The following is a 21,762-nucleotide window of genomic DNA, read 5'->3' as shown; positions in this document are numbered from 1 at the left end:
GCGAGCAAGCCCGCTCCCACAGGGGAATGCGATCACCTGTGGGAGCGGGCTTGCTCGCGAAGAGGCCAGAACAAACGCTAGAGAACTACAACCCCTCCAACTCCGCCATCAGATCATTCAATCGATCGACCTTCTCCTCGGTCATGTCATTCGCCGCCAACCCGTCGATGTACTCGGCCAACTCTTCCACCGTACTGCACTCGAACATCGCCCGCAGCGGCACATCCCGCTGCAACGATTTCTGCACCCGCGACGCAATCTGTGTCGCCAGCAGCGAATGACCGCCCAGTTCGAAGAAGTTGTCGCGAATACCGACCTTCTCGACTTTCAGCACCTCGGCCCAGATATCTGCCAGGGTCTGCTCCAGTTCATTGCGCGGTGCCTGGTAATCCTGGCTCTGCAACTGGCCGATCTCCAGCGCCGGCAGCGCCTTGCGATCGAGTTTGCCGTTGGCATTCAGCGGCAGCTTGTCGAGCCACAACCAGTGCAGCGGCACCATGTATTCCGGCAATTCGGCGCGCAGGCGCTGCTTGATCCGCTCCAGTCGTTCGCTCGGGTTAAGCGCCGAATCCGCTGCCACCAGATAGCCGACCAAGTGCTTGCCGTTCACACCTTCCTGCACACCCACCGCCCCATCGCGGACTTCAGGTTGCTCGTGCAGACGCGCCTCGATTTCCCCCAGCTCAATGCGGTAACCGCGAATCTTCACCTGATGGTCGATACGTCCGACGTATTCCAGCACGCCGTCATTGCGCCGACGAGCGAGGTCGCCAGTGCGATACAGACGATCACCCGGCTCGCCAAACGGATTCGGCACAAACACCTGGGCGGTGCGCAGCGGATCGCTGACATAACCACGACCGACGCCCGTACCCGCGACGCACAACTCGCCCACCGCTCCCAACGGCACCAGCTCCAGCGCACCATCGAGCAGGTACAAACGGTTGTTGTCGGTCGGCGTACCAATCGGCAAATAGCTGCCGCGAGTCGAGGCCATGTCGACGCGGAAGAACGCCACGTCATCCGAGCATTCCGCCGGACCATAGGCGTTGACCAACCCGATCTCCGGGTAGCGCAGCAGCCATTGGTGCGCCAGTTCCGGCGGCATTGCCTCACCGGTCGGCAGCATCCAGCGCAAGCCGTCGAGGCTGATGCGGTCCTGGGCGAGCATACCTTGGATCAGCGACGGCACGCTTTCGAGCACGGTGATGCCCTGGCTCTGTACGTGAGCCAGCAAGCCTTGCGGATCATGGGCGATGGTGTTCGGCACGATGTCCACCCGCGCGCCGAACAGTGGCGCGGCGAGGAACTGCCAGACCGAAATATCGAAGCTTTGCGAAGCGGTTTGCGCGATCACATCGCTAGCGCTCAGGCTCAGGTACGGCACTTTGCTCAACTGGTTATTCAGCATGCCGCGCTGCTCGACCATCACGCCCTTCGGCAAACCGGTGGAGCCCGAGGTGTAGATCACGTAGGCCAGGTTATCCGGGGCGCTGTAGATGCCAGGGTTTTGCACCGACGCGTCGCTCGCTTGCACGTCTTCCCAGACCAGCAACTTCGGTCGATTGGCGCAGCCGAATTCGTCCAGCAACGCCAGCGCTTGCTCGCGGCAGGCCTGAGTGCAGACCAGCAACGGCGTGCGGCTCAGGTCAATGATGCGGCTCAGGCGCTGACTCGGTAGGCCCGGGTCCAGCGGCAAATAACCGGCACCGGCCTTGAAGCTGCCGATGATCATGCCCAGCAGATCGAGATTACGTTCGGCGAGCAACGCCACCGGTTGATCCTGCCCGACACCCGCCGCGATCAACGCGTGACCGAAACGGTTGCTGCGCTGGTTCAGTTCGACGTAACTGTGCAGCCGGTCGAGGCAGCTCGCGGCAATCCGTTGTGGATGCTGCGCGACCTGGGCTTCGAATAATTCGACGTAGCTTTTTTCCAGCGGGTATTCGTGCTCGCTCTGGTTGCAGCCATGGACCAGGAAGTCCTGTTCCTCGCTGCCCAGCAACGGCAAGTCGGCCATGTCGCCATGGAAACCTTGCACCAGCGCCAGCAGCAGACGCTTGAACTCGCCGAGCATGCGCTCGACCGTGGTTTCGTCGAAATAACGCTGGTCGTAGGAGATGTGCAAACCAAGGTCATCCCCCGGGTAGCAGACCGCCGTAAGCGGGAAGTTGGTGTGGGTGCGGCCCGAATCCGAAGTGGCGTTGAGGCTTTGCGCACGGTCCAGTACCGAGACTTCCACCGGGGCGTTTTCGAACACGAACAGGCTGTCGAACAACGGCTGACCCTTCGGCAGTTCGCTGTTTTCCTGGATCGTCACCAGCGGCAGGTATTCGTACTCGCGCAGTTGCATGTTGCTGTCGAGCAAACCGCTGAGCCACTGGCGCACGCTGACTCGCTGGTCGTCTTCCGGCATCTTCACCCGCAGCGCGATGCTGTTGATGAACAGCCCGACCGTGCGTTGCATCTCCGGCATTTCAACCGGACGCCCGGCTACCGTCACACCAAACAACACGTCGCGATCACCGCTCAAGCGCCGCAGCACCAAGGCCCACGCCGCTTGGGCGAAGGTGTTGATGGTCAGTTGATGGGCTTGGGCCAGTTCGCGCAATTGCGCGCCGTCACGGGCATCCAGTCTTGTATAGCGGTCGCCAACGATCATGCCGCCGCTGTCACCCGCGTGTTCACGCAGGAACGGCCGGTCACTCGGGATCGGCGTGGTCCGCTCGAAGCCTTGCAGGTTGGTTTTCCACCACTGCCGCGCTTCGGCCAGGCTCTGGCGTTGCAGCCAGCCGATGTAGTCGCGATAACGCGGCGGCACGGCCAATTGCGCGTCCCGGCCTTCACCGAGCGCCATGTAGATTTCGAAGAAATCGTTCATCAGCAGCGAGCGGCACCAGGCATCGATCAGGATGTGGTGGTTGCTCATCATGAACCAGTAGCGCGCCGCACCGACCTTGATCAGGCGCAGGTGGAACGGCGCCTGGTTGAGCAGATCGAACCCGGCTTCACGCTCGCTTTTCAGCAGCGTTTGCAGCTTCGGTTCTTGCTCGGTTTCGGCGACGGCAGTCCAGTCCAGATACTCAATCGGCGTGCTGCCCGGTTTGTGGATCACTTGCAGCATGTCTTCGCCAACGTTCCAGCAGAACGAGGCGCGCAAGGCTTCGTGACGGGCGATCACCGCTTGCCAGGCCTGGGCGAAACGCTCGGGGTCCAGCTCGCTGTTGATGCGGTAGCGGTCCTGCATGTAGTAGAGGCCGGTGCCCGGTTCCAGCAAGGTGTGCAGCAGCATGCCTTCCTGCATCGGGGTCAGCGGGTAGACGTCCTCGATCACGGCGGCCGGAATCGGCAGCGCATCGAGTTGCGGCTGAGTCAGTCGCGCCAATGGGAAGTCTGACGGCGTCAGGCCACCGGCCTCATCCAGCAGGCAATGTTCGATCAGGCTTTGCAACTCGCCCAGGTAGGCATTTGCCAAATCGCTGATGGTGTGCGGATCGTGGCGTTCGGCGCTGAAGGTCCAGCGCAGCACCAGTTCACCGCCGTAGACCTGACTGTCGACGCTCAACTCGTTTGGCAGCGGCGCGTGAGGATCATGGGCCGCGCCGACTGGTTCATCGAGAGGCCGGAACAACGCGTCCGTACCGAAGCTCTGGTCGAACTGGCCGAGGTAGTTGAAGGTAATCGGCGCCACCGGCAACGCGGCCATAGTCTGGCGGCACAGGTCGTCGGCGAGGTAACGCAGCACGCCATAACCCAGGCCCTTATGCGGCACAGCGCGCAGTTGTTCCTTGATCGCTTTGATCGAGTCGCCCTGCTCCAGCGCCGGGATCAGTCGCAGCGGATAAGCGCTGGTGAACCACCCCACGGTGCGGGTCAGGTCGATCTCGTCGAACAGGGTTTCGCGGCCGTGGCCTTCGAGTTGAATCAACGCCGATTCGTGACCGCTCCAACGGCACATGACCTGGGCCAGTGCGGTCAGCAGCAGGTCGTTGACCTGGGTGCGATACGCGGCCGGCGCCTGTTGCAGCAATTGCCGGGTGCGCTCGGCATCCAGGCGCACGCTGACGGTTTGTGCATGACGATTTTGCTGGCCACCTTGCGGGCGATCACATGGCAGTTCGACACTTGGTCCGGCCAATTGTGATTGCCACCAGTCCAGTTCTTCGCGCAGGGATTCGCTGCCGGCATAGGCCTGCAAGCGTTCCGCCCAGTCCTTGAAGGCGCTGGTTTTCGCCGGCAGTTTCACCGACTGTTGCGCATCGAGTTGACGGTAGACCGTTTGCAGATCGTCCAGCAAAACCCGCCACGAAACACCGTCCACCACCAAGTGGTGAATGGCGATGAACAGGCGTTGCTGGCCTTCGGGACCATCGACCAGCAAGGCACGCAGCAGCGGGCCTTGTTCGAGGTCGAGGCTGCGCTGGGCATCGGCAAACAGCGCGCTGCACTTGTCCATGGACGCAACGCGCACTTGCCACAACACCGGGGTGTCATTCAGCGCTTGGTGCGCGGCGTGCCATTGCGCGTCCACTTGAGTGAAGCGCAGGCGCAAGGCGTCGTGCTGTTCGATCACCGCCAGCAGCGCTTGCTCCAGACGATGCGGTTCCAGCGCCACGGTCGGTTCCAGCAGCAACGCCTGGTTCCAGTGTTGGCGCTCGGGGATATCAGTGTCGAAGAACCAGTGCTGGATCGGCGTCAAACCAGATTTACCAACCAGCAAACCTTGCTCGGCGGTGACTTGCTCGGTGCGCGTCGCGACGGCGGCGAGGGTCTGCACGGTCTGGTGCTGGAACAGGTCTCGCGGGCTGAAGTGAATGCCCTGTTGCCGTGCACGGCTGACCACTTGGATCGACAGAATCGAATCGCCGCCCAGTTCGAAGAAGTTATCGTTGAGGCCGACCTGCGCAACGTTCAGCACTTCGCACCAGATGCCGGCCAACGTCAGCTCAAGCTCATTGCTCGGCGCCACGTAGTGCTGGCGGTTCAGCTCCGGGTTCGGCGCCGGCAGTGCGCGGCGGTCGAGTTTGCCGTTGGCAGTCAGCGGCATGCTCGCCAGCAGGATCAGGTGCGTCGGCACCATGTAGTCCGGTAGTTGCGATTTCAGGTGAACCTTGAGCGCTTCGCGCAGTGCGGCCTGTTGTGTTTCGTCCTGCTCGGCGACTTCGGTGACGAGGTAGCCAACCAGTTGTTTGCCGCTCGGCGCATCCAGCGCCAGGACCACCGCTTCACGGATGGATTCGTGTTCCAGCAGACGGGTTTCGATCTCGCCCAGTTCGATGCGGAAACCACGGATTTTCACTTGATGGTCGATGCGCCCGAGGTATTCCACCAGGCCATCGGCGCGCTGGCGGACCAAATCGCCGGTGCGATAGATACGCCCGCCATTATCGGCAAACGGATCCGCCACAAAGCGCTCCGCTGTCATGCCTGCCCTCTCGTGATAACCCTGGGCCAGACCAGCGCCGCCGACGTACAACTCGCCGGTCGCGCCTTGCGGCACCAAGGCCAGATCGGCGTCGAGGATGTACGCCACACGAGCGCCGATCACGCTGCCGATTGGCACGCTGCCGAGGCCTTCTTCCAGCACGTCAGGAGCCAGGCTGGCCAGCGGCATGACCACGGTTTCGGTCGGGCCGTAAGCGTTGAAGAACATGCTTGGTTTGAACGCCGCGCGAATCCGCGCCAGGTGTTCGCCAGTCAACGCTTCGCCGCCGGTGATGATCATGCGCACCGGCAGGGTTTCGCCCTGGGTCGCCAGCCACTGCGCCAACTGGCTGCCGTAGCTCGGGGTGAAACCGAGGATGTTGATTTGATGCTGGCGGATCAGGCCGCAAATTTCTTCCGCGTCCCACTGACCTTGAGCACGCAACACCACTTGTGCACCGCTCAACAACGGCACCAGCAAACGCTCGGTGGCGGCGTCGAAGTTGATCGAATAGAAGTGCAGTTCGCAGTCGTCGGGACGCATGCCGAAACGCTCGATCACTGCTTGGCAATGCATGGCGATTTCGCCGTGGGACACCACCACGCCTTTCGGTTTGCCGGTGGAGCCGGAGGTGTAAATCAGGTACGCCTGATGTTGCGGCAAGCTGATAAACGGCAGCTCGCTGGCCGGGTAGTTGGCCAGTTCCGCCGCGTCGTCTTCCAGGCACCAGCGCGCCACGCTCGGTGGCAATTCACCGAGGGCGTTGAACATGGCTTTGTCACTGAGAAGCAAACCAATGCCGCTGTCTTCGATCATGTAATGCAGGCGATCCAGCGGGTATTCCGGGTCCAGCGGCACGTAGGCGCCGCCGGCCTTGAGGATCGCCAGCAGGCCGATGACCATTTCCAGCGAACGCTCCAGCGCCAGGCCAACACGAACCTGCGGGCCGACACCGCGCTCGCGGAGCATCCAGGCCAGGCGATTGGCGCGGCTGTCGAGTTCGGCGTAGCTCAGGGTTTCGCCAGCAAACGTCAGGGCCGGCGCATCCTTGCGCGCCAGGGCTTGCTCGCTGAACAGGTGATGAATGCACTGGTCCAGACGATGTTCGCCCGGCTCGATGCCGAGGCTGTTCAGCAGGTTTTTCTGCTCCGTCACTTCCAGCAACGGCAGTTCGCTTAGGCGCTGCTGAGGATCCGCCAGCAGCGCTTCCAACAGATTGCGCCAGTGCCCGGCCATCCGTGCGATGCGCGGTTCGTCGAACAGGTCGGTGCTGTAGGTCAGGCAGCAACCCAGGCGATGGTCGAGGTCGGTGACTTCCAGGTTGAGGTCGAACTTGGTCGCCCGGGCATCGTTGGCCAGGTACTCGACGGTCATGCCGGCCAGGGTGCGGCTCTGCTGGAATTCCCAGCGCTGCACGTTGCACATCACCTGGAACAGCGGGTTGTACGCGGCGCTGCGCGGTGGCTGCAAGGCTTCGACCAAGTGATCGAACGGCAGGTCCTGATGGGACTGGCCTTCGATCACGGTGTGGCGCACTTGCTCGAACAACTCGCCGACGGACATTTGCCCGTCGAGTTGGCAACGTAACACTTGAGTGTTGAGGAACGCGCCGATCAGCCCTTCGCTTTCCGGACGAATACGGTTGGCCACCGGCGCGCCGATGCGCAAATCGGTCTGGCCACTGTAGCGATAAAGCAGCACAGCGAGGGCGGCGGTCATGGTCATGAACAGGGTCAGACCGTTTTGCGCATTGAACGCGCGAACCCGCGCCGCGAGGTCATCGCTCAGGTCGAACCGGAACAGTTCGCCCTGATGGCTTTGCACCGGCGGACGCGGTCGGTCGGCGGGCAATTCCAGCAACGGATGTTCGCGGCCCAATTGCGCGGTCCAGTAGTCGAGTTGGCGCTGGCGCTCGCCAGATTCAAGCCACTGACGCTGCCAGACGCTGTAATCCAGGTACTGCACCGGCAACGGTTCCAGCGGCGATTCGCGGTCATCGACGAAGGCTTCGTAGAGCGCGCTCAATTCACGGGCGAAGATGTCCATCGCCCAGCCTTCGGTGACGATGTGGTGCAGGGTCAGCACCAGGTAATGTTCCTGCTCGGCAGTCTTGACCAGGCAGGCGCGCAGCAGCGGGCCGGTTTCCAGATTGAACGGCGTGTGGGCTTCGCTATCCGCCAAGGCCTGGACCCGTTGCTCGCGCAGCTCGGTGTCAAGGGCCGAGAAATCCTTCCAGTCCATGCGCATGCCGGTATCCGCATGCACCTGTTGCCGGGCCACACCATCGACACTCGGGAACGTGGTGCGCAGGGTTTCGTGGCGGATGATCAGCGCTTGCAGCGCCGCTTCGAAACGCCCGACATCCAGCACCCCACGCAGCCGCGCCATGCCACCGACGTTGTAGGCCGGGCTGTCCGGCTCCATCTGCCAGAGAAACCACATGCGCTGCTGGGAATAGGACAACGGCACCGCTTGGCTGCGGTCGACTTTCTCGATTGGCGGTTGCTTGTTGGTGTGCCCGCTGGCCTGGATCAAACGCACCTGTTCGGCGAACGCGCCCAATTCACTGTTTTCGAACAGCGCGCGCAGCGGCAATTCGACGTCGCAAGCCTGACGGGTGCGGGAGATGATTTGCGTGGCCAGCAGCGAATGGCCGCCGAGCGCGAAGAAATCATCGCGCAGGCCGATCTGCTTCTGGCCCAACACTTCGCGCCAGATGCCGGCGATCTGTTGCTCCAGTTCGGTGACTGGCTCGACGTGTTCGCGGACCTGCCATTGCGGCTCCGGCAAGGCGCGGCGGTCGAGTTTGCCGCTTGGGCTCAGGGGCATTTCATCCAGGCGCATCAGTTGCGCCGGGACCATGTATTCCGGCAGCTCGGCGGCCAATGCGGTTTTCAGGCGTGCTGTTTGAACATCAATGTCTTCGGAGGAATCCGTTGAGGTGTAGTAACCGATCAACTGCCCGCCAGCCGCTGTTTCGCGCACCAGCACCACGGCTTGGGCGACACCGTCCTGAGCCAGCAGACGCGCTTCGATTTCTTCCGGTTCAACCCGGAAGCCGCGCAACTTGACCTGCTGATCGAGGCGTCCGAGGTATTCGATCACGCCATCGGCGGTCCAGCGCGCACGGTCGCCGGTGCGGTACAGGCGCGCGCCCTGCTCGCCCAATGGATCGACCACGAAGCGTTCAGCGGTCAGCGACGGACGACCGAGATAACCTCGGGCCAAGCCAATGCCACTGATGCACAGTTCCCCCGGCACACCTGCCGGCACGGGGTTAAGGTCGCTGTCGAGTACGCGGCAGATAACGTTGCCCAACGGCCGGCCAATCGGCGAACGCTCGCCATCCGCCGTGGTGCAATGCCAATGGGTGACGTTGATCGCGGTTTCGGTCGGGCCATAACGGTTGTGCAGTTGCACCGCCGGCAGTTGCTCCAGCACACGGTTGCGCAGCTCGGCAGACAAGGCTTCACCACCGGAGAACACCCGGCGCAGGCTGGTGCATTCGGTAGTCAGCGGCTCTTCGATAAACAGCGCCAGCAACGGCGGCACGAAGTGCAATGTGGTCACGCCGTATTGCTGGACCAGTTGCGCGATGCGGTGGGGATCGCGATGTTCGCCGGGGCCGGCGATCAACAGGCGTGCGCCGGTGATCAGTGGCCAGAAGCATTCCCACACCGACACGTCGAAACTGATCGGCGCTTTTTGCATCAGCACGTCAGTGTCGTTCAGGCGATAGGTGTTCTGCATCCATTGCAGGCGTTCGGCGAGGGCCGCGTGGGTGTTGCCGACGCCTTTCGGCTGGCCAGTGGAGCCCGAGGTGTAAATCACGTAGGCCAGGTTGTCGCCGTGCAGGTGCAGGCCGGGTGCCTGACTCGGCCAGTTTTCCAGGTGCAACGCGTCCATGGCGATCACGCTGACGCCGTCGGCGGCCGGCAAGCGGTCGAGCAATTCAGTCTGGGTCAGGAGCAATTCGACGCCGCTGTCGCTGAGCATGTAGGCCAGGCGTTCCGCCGGGTAATCCGGGTCCAGCGGCACGTAGGCGCCACCGGCCTTGATGATCGCCAGCAAGCCGATCAGCAATTGGGGCGAACGCTCGGCGGCGATGGCCACGCACACATCCGGGCCGACGCCTTTGTCGCGCAGGTAATGCGCCAGGCGGTTGGCCTGGGCGTGCAGTTCGGCGAAGTCGAGTTGGCCGCCATCCCAGACCAGCGCGGTGCGCTCCGGGGTCTGGCGCAGTTGTTCGTTGAGCAATTCCGGAAGCCATTGGCTGGCCGGTGTGCAGGGTGCCGCGCTCCACGAGGCGTGCTGATCGTGCTCGCTTGAGGTCAGCAGTTGCAGGTCGCCGATGGCTTGTTGAGGTTGTTCGCAAACCTCGCGCAACAGGTTGGTGAAGTGTTCGGCCAGGCGTTCAATGGTCGCGGCGTCGTACAGTTCGTTGGCGTAATCGAAGGACAGGCTCAGGCGACCATTTCGGTCCTCTTCGCTGTGCAGTTGCAGGTCGAACTTGGCTTCGCGGCTGTGCCACGGCAGTTCTTCGGCGAGCAGCCCCGGCAAACGGCGCAATGCGCTCAAGTCGCGCTGCTGGTGGTTGAACATGACCTGGAACAATCCAGACTCGCGAGCCTGCGGGAAGGCTTCAAGCAGTTGCTCGAACGGCAGATCCTGATGGGCCTGGGCGCCGAGCGCGGCTTGACGGGTTTGCGCCAGCAGCTCAACGAATGGCAGGCGTGAATCCACCTCGGCGCGCAGCACTTGGGTGTTGATGAAGAAGCCGATCAGCCCTTGGGTTTCTAGGCGCGGACGGTTGGCGTTCGGCACGCCGATGCGGATGTCACGCTGGCCGCTGTAGCGGTGCAACAGGCTCTGGAACGCGGTGAGCAACAGCATGAACGGCGTGGTTTCATGGGCCTGGGCTGTCTGGCGAATCGCTTCGCTCAGGCTCACACCCAAACGCACGCTGTGGCGCGCGGCGCTGTGGATGTGCTGCGCCGAACGCGGGTGGTCAGTGGCCAGACTCAGCACTGGATGCTCGTCGCCCAACTGGTTTTTCCAGTAGGCCAGTTGCCGTTCACCCTCACCCTGCGCCAGCCATTGACGCTGCCAGCTGCCGTAATCGGCGTACTGGGTCGGCAATGCCGCGAGCGTGGCTTGCTGGCCTTGAGACGCGGCGGCGTAAAGCCGTGAGAACTCGTCGATCAACACGTTCAGCGACCAGCCGTCGGCGATGATGTGGTGCATCGTCACCAGCAGTTGATGGTCCTCGTCGTCGAGGCGCACCAGCGTCACCCACAGCAGCGGTCCTTTCTCCAGATCGAACTGGGTACGGGCTTCGTCCTCACGGATTTGTTGCGCGCGCAGTTCACGCTTGTCGACGGGCAAATCGCTGATGTCGATCAGTTGCAGATTGAATTCACTGGCCGCATCGACCCGTTGCAGGGCCACGCCGTCACGTTCGAAGAAGCGTGTGCGCAGGGATTCGTGGCGTTCGATCAGTTGCTGGAAACTCGCGCGCAAGGCGTCTTCGTCCAGCTCGCCGCGCAAACGCAAGGCGCCGGGAATGTTGTAGGCGCTGCTCTGCGGGTCGAGTTGCCAGGTGATCCACAGACGGTTTTGCGCCAGGGATTGCGGCATCGCTTCAGTGCGCGACAGCGGCGTGATCGCGCCTTGGGCGAGGCCACCGTCCTGTTGCAAGCGGGCGACGGCATCGGCGAAAGCGCCGAGGGTCGGGGCTTCGAACAGCAGGCGCAGGTTCAGCTCCAGGCCCAGCTCTTCACGCAAGCGCGCGACCACTTGAGTGGCGGCGATGGAGTTGCCGCCGAGCAGGAAGAAGTGATCGTCGGCATTGACCTGTTTGACGTTGAGTTGCTCGCACCAGATTGTGGCGATCAGGCTTTGCAGCTCGGAAGCGGATTGCGCCGTGGCTTCGCGTTCAACCTCTGCCGACGGGAACAACGCGTAGCTGTCGAGGCTGCCATCCGCCAGGCGATTGCGGCATGCCGAACGTTGCAGTTTGCCGCTGGAGGTCTTCGGCAACGCACCGGGATTGAGCAACACCACCACGCTCGGCGCTTCCTGATACGCCTCGGCCACCGCTTGGCGGATGGCTTTGATCAGTGCGTCGGGCGGCAGGATTTTCTGCACGCTGCGGCTGATTTCCGCGGCGATGCCGATGCCTTCCTGACCGTCGATATTCACCGCGAACGCCGCGACGCGACCTTTGCGCACCACTTCCACTTCACGCTCGACGGTTTGCTCGATGTCCTGCGGATAAAGGTTGTGGCCGCGCACGATCAGCATGTCTTTCAGGCGCCCGGTGATGAAAAACTCATTTTCTCGCTTGAAGCCCAGGTCGCCGGTTCGCAGCCAGGTACGGCCCGCGTGCTGGACGAAAGTCTTGGCGCTGGCCTCGAGGTTGCGCCAGTAGCCGTGGGCGATGCTCGGGCCGGCAGCCCAGACTTCTCCGACGGCATTGTCGGCAAGTTCAGTTAACGCAACCGGATCGACAATCAGCACCGCGTGATCCGGCTGGCTGATCCCGCAACTCATGATCGCTGCGCCCTCGCCTGCTTCGGCACGGTTTTGTGCCAATGCCTGATCGTCCACGCGCAGGGTGCCGATGCCCTGGCCGCGCGGGGTGCCGGCCACGAACAGCGTGGCTTCGGCCAGACCGTAAGAGGCCATGAAGCTGTCCGGGGTGAAGCCGCAGGTGGCGAATTTCTCGGCGAAGCGTTCCAGGGTGTCGAGGCGAATCGGCTCGGACCCGGAATAGGCTACGCGCCAGCCACTCAGGTCGAGGCGTTCCAGCGCCGATTCGCTGACCCGTTCGCTGCACAGTCGATAAGCGAAGTCCGGCCCGCCGCTGATGGTGCCGCGGTATTCGCTGATCGCTTCAAGCCAGCGCAATGGCCGGCCGAGGAAGTACGCCGGCGACATCAACACGCACGGTACGCCGCTGAAAATCGGCTGCAACAGCCCGCCGATCAGGCCCATGTCGTGGTACAGCGGCAGCCAGCTGACGATCACGTCGTCCGGGTTCAGGTCGATGCCGAAGCCGTGACGGATCAACAGCTCGTTGGCCACCAGGTTGCCGTGGCTGACTTGCACGCCTTTAGGCAGCGCGGTGGAGCCGGAGGTGTATTGCAGGAAAGCGATGTGGTCGTCTTCAAGTTTCGGTGCAACCCAGCGTTCGGCCATATTGCTGTCGAGGGTGTCCACACAAAGCAACGGCGGCGCGCCTTCAATTTGCAGCAAGGCGTCGCGCAGGCCGGCGCTGGTCAATAGCAGACGCGGTTCGGCATCGCTGATGATCGACAACAGGCGTTCCTGGTGATGACGCTTGGTCGATTCCGGCGGATAGGCCGGCACGGCGATGACACCGGCATACAGGCAACCAAAAAATGCCGCGACATAATCCGGGCCACTGGGAAACAACAGCACCGCGCGATCGCCAAATCCGGCCTCGGCCTGCAACGCGCCGGCAATGGTGCGGGCGCGCTGATCCAGCTCTTGATAACTGAGTACCACCGCCTGATCCGGGGTTTCGGCGAGAAAACGCAAAGCCACGCGATCCGGCGTCAGGGCCGCGCGGCGCTGGAGGGCTTGGACCAGTGTGCTGGGGAGTTCGAACGCGTCGGTCATGAGGTTTCCTGCCTGAATTCGGCTTACAAGTTGGAATCGGTTTTCCTACGTCACGCTCATACAAATGGCGTGCAGGGCGCGGTCTTCGCCGACCGCGCAAGGCTTGGGAATGCTGTTTTGGCCGGGACGTATCCGGAACCATTCACCAATGAGAACGATTGATGTCTTGAAATAATTAGTCGGCAGCCTTGAACGGCAACCAGGCTGGGGGCGCGACAGCGTGTCGCAGTTCGCACTCTGCACTTTTGTGGAGCATTAATTCTCTTTCTCAATTGACAATCATTATCATTCAACATAATTTGTCGCTCGATGTGTAGGACGGCTCCGAAACGCTTGTCGTCCCGCAACCCTATTTGCAGCAAGGTGATTTCCATGACGGAACAAGTATCCACAAGCAGGTGCGATTCACCGCTACTTCAGGCCTTTGTCGACAACCGACTGATTCTGGTCAAAATTGCAGCCCGCATTACCGGCTGCCGGTCGCGGGCTGAGGACGTGGTGCAAGATGCGTTTTTCCGACTGCAATCGGCGCCGCAGATCACGTCTTCATTCAAGGCTCAGCTCAGTTACCTGTTCCAGATCGTGCGCAACCTGGCGATCGATCACTACCGCAAACAGGCGCTGGAGCAGAAGTATTCGGGCCCTGAAGAGGAAGGTCTGAACGTGGTGATCCAGGGCGCTTCGCCAGAAACCTCGCACATCAATTTCTCGACCCTGGAACACATCGCCGATGCGCTGACCGAGCTGCCCAGCCGCACGCGTTATGCCTTCGAGATGTACCGCCTGCACGGCGTACCGCAGAAGGACATCGCCAAGGAACTCGGCGTCTCGCCGACCTTGGTGAATTTCATGATTCGTGATGCGCTGGTGCACTGCCGCAAGGTATCGGGGAGTCGGGCGGATACGTTTGCCCGGCGTTAAGTTCCAAAATCCCGTTGCCCCCATTCGCGAGCAAGCCCGCTCCCACATTGGTCCTGCGAACACAGGTCAAATGTGGGAGCGGGCTTGCCCGCGAAGGCTGACTCAAGACCGCAAAGAATCTTGAGCCCTACGCATCACGCCAACCTGCACCGATCAAAAAACCACTCACGCCCCAACACCATCAGCGCCGCGCGCTTGTGCGGGAAGTCGAACTCTTTCTCGCAGTGGAAACACTGGTTGTGCATATGCCCGATCATCTTCGCGTTGTCGGCACGAGGCTCGGCGACCACGCGCTGGGTGCGCGGATCATCAAGAAACAGGTAATGCACCAGCGCCGATAACCAGCTCGCGACTTTGTGCGGGCCGCGATGCGCCTCTTCCCCCACCAACATGTGAATGCCACGGTCGTAATCGCCGGCGTCATAGAACGGCGCGATGCGATCTTCCTTGGCCCAGTAGGCTTCAAAGTAGGCGAACGGCTGATCATCGAAACAACCGATCAGCGTCAGGGTATGCGGATCGGCGTCGAGCTTGCTCAAGTACCCGCGATGCTTTTCGAGGCTGCCCTGCTCTTCCCAGAAACTCGCAACCCGCGGGCTGTTCTGCCAGCGATTGAAGCGCGGCAGGTCCTGTTCGATTTCTACCGTGCGCAAGGAAATCCAGGCGCCGAGACGTGCATCGAAACGTCGATAGACTTCACCGCGCGGTTTGGCCGGGCGCAAGGGATGACGCTTGCCGGCGCTGATGACCATTTGCTGTGGATAAATGCCCGACAGCGACTCCCCCAGCCACGGCTGCGGCAACTGCCAGAACAGCGTGCGCTCGCAGCGGTACTCACCGAGTTTTTCGGTCGGGATCAGCAAACCGCTGCGCAAGGCTTCGGTCGGCGCTTCGCCGAGGCGCCAGGTCAGGCGCTGGCAATCCGGATCACGCGCAAACAGCCAATAACACGCCGCCCAGAACGCCTGACCGGCGGGCAACCCGAAGCGTTCTTCCACCTCGATGTGCAAACCGGGCTCGCGGGACAGACGCAAACGAATCAGCGGTTGCCCTTCCAGGCTGAGGCTCAGCCGGTTTTCGGTTTCATCGGCTACAAGGCTGCGCCCTGACGGTAACGCCAGGGCAGTCAGGTCATTCAGATTGGACATGGGTCGGGCTCACGTATCGTCGACAATTCAACAAGTGACGTAAGCGGGAGAAGGAAATTTAACAAGTCATCCGCCTGGCCGGCCCGACAATCGACAAACCGTTTGAAAGCCGTTGAGGCGTATCAGGCTTCCCTTCGATGGAAGTTCCTCCACTACAACGTACGGACCAGGATATCGTCCACGTAGTAATCATTGCCTCCCCCGGTGGCGACTTCGCTGATGAGCCTTAACGTCATCGTCGTACTGCTCGGTATGAGGCTCCCGCGCAGTATCACCCAATCAAGAGTGGGAATTTCTTCTGGACCGGCCACCACCGCATCATCGGCCTGAAGCACGAGAATCGGCTTTGTGCCTGCCATGCCTGATCGACTAATCCTCAAGCTGAATTCATAGACCTCACCCACCCGCAATTCGGTATAGGTTTTGAATAGAACCACGCCGTTGGAGGCACTCGTGTGGGACTTATTGTGAAGCACGTCATTACCGTCAGGCATTCTGACAATGACAAGATCCCTTGGATCAGAAGCCGCCGGCCCGACCTGCCAGCCGTTGTAATCACCATCGGTGAAGGTAGTGAGGTCCTGCCACGGCACGTTTACCCGCAAGCTCAACGGCGCAAACAGCAACGGGCAGCAGCCGCAGCAATCGTCGAACGCCACTTGGAATATACATACCAGCGAACTGCCATGCCGCAGATCACCGAGCACATCCCAAGGGATCGTTCTTTGCCAACCCTCGTTGACTTCAACTTCAGTGACCGGCTCCGCATACGCCACGCGCAACATGAAGGGGCTATCGTCATTGTGCGTCCCGCAAACATGCAGAGTTGCCGTGTTGGACGGCGCCATGAAAGGCCACGGTTCAACACGCACTGCAATGCCCTCTCCTGAATCTTCGGCCGGCCTTACGCTGAAATGATTATCAGGGGTGTGCGCAACGTTGATTGATGGAACACATTTCAGATTGACGAAGACGGGTTGTGCCATGACAAGGACCTCTCGACAAATTCAGCCCAGTAATAGAGCTGAAAACAAGAGGTCATCAAATCGTTTGGCTCGTGGTTTTTCTACTGTCAGATCTGACAGGTCAGTGGCCAAAAACCGCTTTTCCAGACAAGCGGTCAAGGCTTGGACACCGGCACCACCGCGATCTTGTACGGCTCGAAAATCTTCAGCATCTGGCCGTTATCGCGCAGGCCTTGCAGCAACTGGCTGAACGCCGGGCCACTGATCGGCGCGGCCGGGCTGAGCACGAAGCGCTACACCTGCCGGACCAGAATATCGTCCAACCCGTAATCGTTACCTCTGATGTTTGTATCAGCCTCATGACTGTAGATCCACAACTGCATGGTGCAGGCATCAGCAATGAATTCGCCCTTGAGCGGATGCCAGGATAAGTCAGTAATCGGGGTTTCATCGGTCACAGGCCCTGAACTTGTCTGCAACGACAGGGCTGGAACGGGATTGGAATTATTCAATCGCCGAACTGACAAACCAAACTCATAACGCAGACCTACCTCAAGCTGATCGTAAGTCTTAATCAAGACCACTCCAGATGAATTACTGGAGTAAGTCATATTCTCCAGGCATTCGTTACCGTTCCTGTTAACCAACAGCAGATCCCGTGCATCTTTTATTGCATCCCCTTTTTCCCAATGATTCCAATTTCCATCGGTGAACGTCGTCAAATCTTCGAATGGGATGAGTACCTCGATCACCAATGGTGGAAACAGCAACGGACAGCACCCGCAGCAATCGTCAAAGGCCACTTGAAATACAAACACCAGTGAACTGCCGTGCTGCAGATCGTTGAGCACGTGCCACGGAATAGATCGCTCCCAGCCTTCGTTGACGTCGGTATCAGTGACTGGCTCGGCATACACCACGCGCAACATGAACGGGCTGCCATCCTGACGCTGGCCGCAGACATGCAGTGTTACCGTATTGGACGGGGCCATAAACGGCCAAGGTTCCACCAGAACGCTAATGCCCGGTTGTCCGTCATCAGTTGGACGCACCTTGAGCCGGTTGTCAGGAGCCTCAGGGACGTTGAGTGGTGGAACACATTTCAGATTGACGAAGACAGGGTCAGACATGGCATGGACCTCTAGACAAAGTCAGCCCAAGAACAGAGCCGACGGCAGGAGGTCATGTAAACGTGGGGGCTGCGGGTTTTCTACTGTCAGATCTGACAGGTCAGTGGCAAAAACCCGCTATTTCAGACAATCGGTCAGGACTTGGGCACTGGCACCACGGCGATCTTGTATGGCTCGAAAATCTTCAGCATCTGGCCGTTGTCGCGCAGGCCTTGCAGCAACTGGGTGAACGCCGGGCCACTGATCGGCGCGCTCGGACTGAGCAGCGCGTAGTGGTGGTAGACCTGATCGATGCGCTGGGACACCAGCAATTCATCGGCGACTTTTTCGTTGCGCAGCAAGTAATCGCTCAGGTACGAGCGCGTGACCAGGGCAATGTCCGCGCGGTCACGCAGCACCATCAGCAGGTTGCTGTCATGGGAATAGGTCAGCGTGGCGTTGTAATTCTGCGCGAGGAATTTCGGGTCGGCGTTGAAGTTGGCGAATTCGTAGTGATAGCCGCTGAACAGTGCGAGACGCTTGCCCGTGAGGTCGGCAAAGTAACTCTGCTGACGATCTGGTTTACGTTGCGCGACAAAAATCTCCGCGTCTTCCAGGCCCATGTCGACGGTGGTGTGAGGAATGTCCTTCCAGCCCCACTCCGGGTTCTCGAAGATCGCCATGTCCACCCGGCCCTGCTTGAAATCACCGAAACGCCGGGGAATCGAAGTGGGCACCAGCACGAAATGGTAGTCGGTCTGCAATTGATTCAGGGCTTCCACCAATTGCGGCAACAAACCGGTGTCAGCACCAGACTCCGGGCGCACGGTGTAAGGCGGAAAGTGCGCAGCGCCGACCCGCACCTGTTGCGCTGCCTGGGACGGCAATACCCATAGCACCGCGAGTGCCGCCAGCAAAAGCCGCGAGACCGTCCAACTTGGCGAAGACATCAAAACAACCCACTCCCCGAAAAAATATGCATCAATCCATTCAAGCTAGGCGGTTTCGCCTACTTAGCCAGTTTATCGTCGAGATAGACGTCTTACTGCCGTTCTTCCAGCACCAGAATCAACGCCTCATCGGCCAATTGATCGAGGCTCATGCTGCCGCCGGCGCGAAACCAGGTGGTGGTCCAGGACAACGCGCCCGTCAGGAAACGCCGGGTGATGAACACGTCGCCACGGATAAACCCGGCGTCCTTGGCCTCGCCCAGCACTTGCAGCCAGATCTCTTCATAAATGTCACGCAGGGCCAGCACGTGGACCTGCCCTTCTGCGGACAACGAACGCCATTCATAAACCAGCACCGCCATGGCTTCGCCGCTGCCGCCCATGATCGACTGCAACTCGCAACGAATCAGCGCCAGCACCCGCTCGCGCACGTTGGCAGCCTCGGCCAAGGCCGCCTGCATCAACGCGGTGTTGTAGCGAATGGTTTCTTCCATCACCGCACGCAGGATCTCGTCCTTGCTTTTGAAGTGATGAAAAATACTGCCCGACTGAATGCCCACTGCGCTGGCTAGATCCCGCACGGTGGTGCGTTCATAACCTTTATTGCGGAACAGATGAGCCGCCACTTGCAGCAGTTTGCCGCGAGCGCTATCCGGGTCGGTCAATTGGCCGTTGTCGACCAATTCGCGCATCACCCTCAGGGCTTTTTGCTCGTCCACCCGTTCTCTCCTACAGTCGTTCAGTCAGATGCGCCGCTCGCCGCTAAATCAGCGGGGTTGCGCGGGCAATTTAAGCTGGCCGGAGCGACCAAGCAAGCGCTTGGGGAGAAGATATTTCAGGCGTTTACAAACCAAGCGCTTGCTTGGTAGTCTCGGAGCACTTCTGTCGGAGCTGAGCATGGAGTTGACTGTGCCAAAAAACATCCGCATCGGTTGCGCCAGTGCCTTCTGGGGCGACACCTCGACCGCCGCCGCGCAACTGGTGCAAGGCGGGCGCCTGGACTATCTGGTGTTCGATTACCTGGCCGAGATCACGATGTCGATCATGGCCGGCGCCCGGATGAAAGATCCCCTGGCCGGCTATGCCAGCGACTTCATCGAAGTCCTCAGTCCCCTGTTGCCGCAACTCGCCGAGCAGAAGATCCGCGTCATCAGCAACGCCGGTGGGGTCAACCTGCAAGCCTGCGCCGCCGCCCTGCAAGCAGCGTGCGACAAGGCCGGTGTGGCGCTGAAGATCGCCGTGCTGCTGGGTGATGACCTGCAACCGCAGTTCAAACAGCTCAGCAGCCAGGGCATTCGCGAAATGTTCAGCGGCGCGCCGTTGCCACCGATGTGCGTGTCGACCAACGCGTACCTCGGCGCACCGGGCATCGTTGAAGCGCTGCGTTTGGGTGCTGACATCGTGATAACCGGGCGGGTGGTCGACAGCGCCGTGGTCAGCGCAGCATTGGTGCATGAATTCGGCTGGTCGTGGCACGACTACGACAAATTGGCCCAGGCCGCGCTGGCCGGGCACATCATCGAGTGCGGCGCGCAGTGCACCGGCGGCAACTTCACAGACTGGCGCGAGGTGCCCGACTACGAGCACATCGGTTTCCCCATCGTCGAAGTCAGCGCCGACAGTCAGTTCATCGTCAGCAAACCCGAAGGCTCCGGGGGGCTGGTCACGCCGCTGACCGTCGGCGAGCAGATGCTCTATGAAATCGGCGACCCGCGAGCCTACCTGCTGCCGGACGTGGTCTGCGATTTCAGTCAGGTCAAACTCCAGCAACAAGGCAAAAACGCGGTGCAGGTGCACGGCGCCAAAGGCCTGCCGCCGACGGATCAATACAAGGTCAGCGCGACTTACCCGGACGGTTTCCGCTGCACCGCCAGTTGCCTGATCGCCGGTATCGATGCGGTGGACAAGGCGCGGCGGGTCAGCGAAGCAATCATCAACAAGACGTCGGAGATTTTCAGCCAGCGCGGCTGGGCGCCTTACAGCGAAGTCAACATCGAACTGCTCGGCAGCGAGGCCACCTACGGCCCCCACGGCCAACGCCAGGACAGCCGCGAAGTGGTGATCAAACTCGCCGTGCGCCACCCGAGCAAACAGGCGTTGATCGTGTTCTCCCGGGAAATCGCTCAGGCCGCCACCGGCATGGCACCGGGATTGACCGGGATTGTTGGCGGCAGGCCGACGGTGTATCCGCTGATCCGGCTGTTCTCGTTCCTGATCGACAAAACCGCCTGCACGCTGGAGATTGATCTCACGGGTCAACGCTTTCCCTGCGCCCTGCCCGCCCTCGATGCGCTCGACCCCGCTGATCTGCCCGTGCCGTTCGAGCCACCCAAACCCACCGAGCGGGCCGACGCCAGTGTCGCGCTGATCAAACTCGCGGTGGCCCGTTCCGGCGACAAGGGCAATCACAGCAACATCGGGGTCATGCCGCGGGATGCCCAGTTCCTGCCGTGGATCGCCGAAGCGTTGACGCCGGAGGTGATCGTCGACTGGATGAGCCACGTGCTTGATCCGGTCCACGGGCGTGTCGAGCGCTGGTATTTGCCCGGCACCCACAGCTTGAATTTCCTGCTGGAAAACGCCCTCGGCGGTGGCGGCGTGGCCAGCCTGCGGATCGATCCGCAAGGCAAGGCCTTCGCCCAACAACTGCTGGAGATGCAGATTCCGGTGCCCCAGCGCATCGCCGACCAGGTCAACTAGAGGACCGCTGCCATGGCTTACGACTCGATTTTCAAACCCGATCTGTTCGCTGGCCAAACCATTATTGTCACTGGCGGCGGCAGCGGCATCGGCCGTTGTACCGCCCACGAACTGGCGGCCCTCGGCGCCCATGTGCTGCTGGTGGGGCGCAATGCCGACAAATTGAGAAACGTCGCCACCGAGATTGCCGAGGACGGCGGCAAGGCTGACTGGAAAACCTGCGATATTCGCGAGGAAGAAGCGGTCAAGCATCTGGTCAGCGAGTTGATCCGCCTGTTCGGTCCGATCCACGGCCTGGTCAACAATGCCGGCGGACAATTCCCGTCGCCACTGGCCTCGATCAATCAGAAGGGTTTCGAAACCGTAATGCGCACCAACCTGGTGGGCGGTTTCCTGATGGCCCGGGAAGTGTTCAACCAATCCATGAGCAAACACGGCGGGGCCATCGTCAACATGCTCGCCGACATGTGGGGCGGCATGCCCGGCATGGGCCATTCGGGGGCGTCGCGCTCGGGCATGGACAACCTGACCAAGACTGCGGCGTTCGAATGGGGTTACGCCGGGGTGCGGGTCAACGCCGTGGCGCCGGGCTGGATTGCCTCCAGCGGCATGGACACCTACGAAGGTGCGTTCAAAGCGGTGATCCCGACCCTGCGCGAGCATGTGCCGCTCAAACGGATTGGCACCGAATCGGAAGTCAGTGCGGCGATTGTGTTCCTGCTCAGTCCGGCGGCAGCGTTCGTCAGTGGCAGCACGTTGCGCATCGACGGTGCGGCGAGCCTGGGCGGTCGGGCGTGGCCAATTCACAAGGCGCAGAACAGCGAGTCGTACAACGGTTTCCACCGCGCCTATTTACCCGATGTACTGCGGCCCGAAGTGCTCAAGGACAAGGAATAAGCC

General features: G+C 61.1%; 9 protein-coding genes and 1 pseudogene. 3 read left to right on the top strand and 7 right to left on the bottom strand.

Going from position 1 to position 21,762, the window contains the following annotated elements; all coding sequences use genetic code 11:
* Positions 1-85: 85 nt before the first annotated feature.
* The gene (locus tag NK667_RS04975) at positions 86-13,069 is read right to left on the bottom strand and encodes a non-ribosomal peptide synthetase (protein ID WP_054614034.1); all 12,984 of its coding nucleotides are present in this window, start codon (positions 13,067-13,069) and stop codon (positions 86-88) included.
* A gap of 372 nt (positions 13,070-13,441) precedes the next feature.
* On the opposite strand from NK667_RS04975, the gene NK667_RS04970 reads away from it, so the two are divergent.
* Entirely contained in the window at positions 13,442-13,990 is a 549-nt protein-coding gene (locus tag NK667_RS04970; RefSeq protein ID WP_054614033.1) for an RNA polymerase factor sigma-70, read from the top strand.
* Between the two features lie 134 nt (positions 13,991-14,124).
* Here the strand turns inward: NK667_RS04970 and NK667_RS04965 are convergent, their stop codons facing one another.
* The 6 genes and pseudogenes from NK667_RS04965 to NK667_RS04945 form a co-directional block, all read right to left on the bottom strand.
* The gene (locus NK667_RS04965) at positions 14,125-15,138 is read right to left on the bottom strand and encodes a GNAT family N-acetyltransferase (RefSeq protein WP_054614032.1); all 1,014 of its coding nucleotides are present in this window, start codon (positions 15,136-15,138) and stop codon (positions 14,125-14,127) included.
* A gap of 152 nt (positions 15,139-15,290) precedes the next feature.
* On the bottom strand, positions 15,291-16,124 hold the full coding sequence (locus NK667_RS04960; protein ID WP_063869663.1) for a hypothetical protein: 834 nt from the start codon (positions 16,122-16,124) through the stop codon (positions 15,291-15,293).
* A 134-nt stretch (positions 16,125-16,258) separates the two neighbouring features.
* Positions 16,259-16,390: pseudogene (locus NK667_RS04955) on the bottom strand (amino acid ABC transporter substrate-binding protein); the annotation flags it as partial.
* Between the two features lie 6 nt (positions 16,391-16,396).
* Positions 16,397-17,233 carry a hypothetical protein gene (locus NK667_RS32765; protein WP_054614031.1) on the bottom strand — a complete coding sequence of 279 codons (837 nt, stop codon included), beginning with the start codon at positions 17,231-17,233 and terminating at the stop codon, positions 16,397-16,399.
* A 134-nt stretch (positions 17,234-17,367) separates the two neighbouring features.
* Positions 17,368-18,162, bottom strand: coding sequence for a substrate-binding periplasmic protein (locus tag NK667_RS04950; RefSeq protein WP_054052126.1), 795 nt, complete (start codon positions 18,160-18,162; stop codon positions 17,368-17,370).
* Between the two features lie 92 nt (positions 18,163-18,254).
* Complete coding sequence (locus NK667_RS04945) at positions 18,255-18,881, bottom strand: TetR/AcrR family transcriptional regulator (protein WP_054052124.1); 627 nt, start codon at positions 18,879-18,881, stop codon at positions 18,255-18,257.
* A gap of 190 nt (positions 18,882-19,071) precedes the next feature.
* Between NK667_RS04945 and NK667_RS04940 the strand changes: the two genes are divergently transcribed.
* On the top strand, positions 19,072-20,862 hold the full coding sequence (locus NK667_RS04940; protein ID WP_161807659.1) for an acyclic terpene utilization AtuA family protein: 1,791 nt from the start codon (positions 19,072-19,074) through the stop codon (positions 20,860-20,862).
* 12 nt (positions 20,863-20,874) lie between these two features.
* A complete protein-coding gene (locus NK667_RS04935; protein WP_054052121.1) occupies positions 20,875-21,759 on the top strand; it encodes an SDR family oxidoreductase in 885 nt (294 codons plus the stop codon).
* The last annotated feature ends 3 nt before the right edge of the window (positions 21,760-21,762 follow it).

This window comes from Pseudomonas nunensis (genome assembly GCF_024296925.1).
GTDB lineage: Bacteria > Pseudomonadota > Gammaproteobacteria > Pseudomonadales > Pseudomonadaceae > Aquipseudomonas > Aquipseudomonas nunensis.
This window is presented reverse-complemented; position numbering and strand designations above follow the sequence as displayed.

Coding starts and splice junctions, on each gene's coding strand:
- NK667_RS04965 (WP_054614032.1), bottom strand. CDS start 15,138: ATGTCCAATCTGAATGACCTGACTGCCCTGGCGTTACCGTCAGGGCGC.
- NK667_RS04970 (WP_054614033.1), top strand. CDS start 13,442: ATGACGGAACAAGTATCCACAAGCAGGTGCGATTCACCGCTACTTCAG.
- NK667_RS32765 (WP_054614031.1), bottom strand. CDS start 17,233: ATGTCTGACCCTGTCTTCGTCAATCTGAAATGTGTTCCACCACTCAAC.
- NK667_RS04975 (WP_054614034.1), bottom strand. CDS start 13,069: ATGACCGACGCGTTCGAACTCCCCAGCACACTGGTCCAAGCCCTCCAG.
- NK667_RS04935 (WP_054052121.1), top strand. CDS start 20,875: ATGGCTTACGACTCGATTTTCAAACCCGATCTGTTCGCTGGCCAAACC.
- NK667_RS04950 (WP_054052126.1), bottom strand. CDS start 18,162: ATGTCTTCGCCAAGTTGGACGGTCTCGCGGCTTTTGCTGGCGGCACTC.
- NK667_RS04960 (WP_063869663.1), bottom strand. CDS start 16,124: ATGGCACAACCCGTCTTCGTCAATCTGAAATGTGTTCCATCAATCAAC.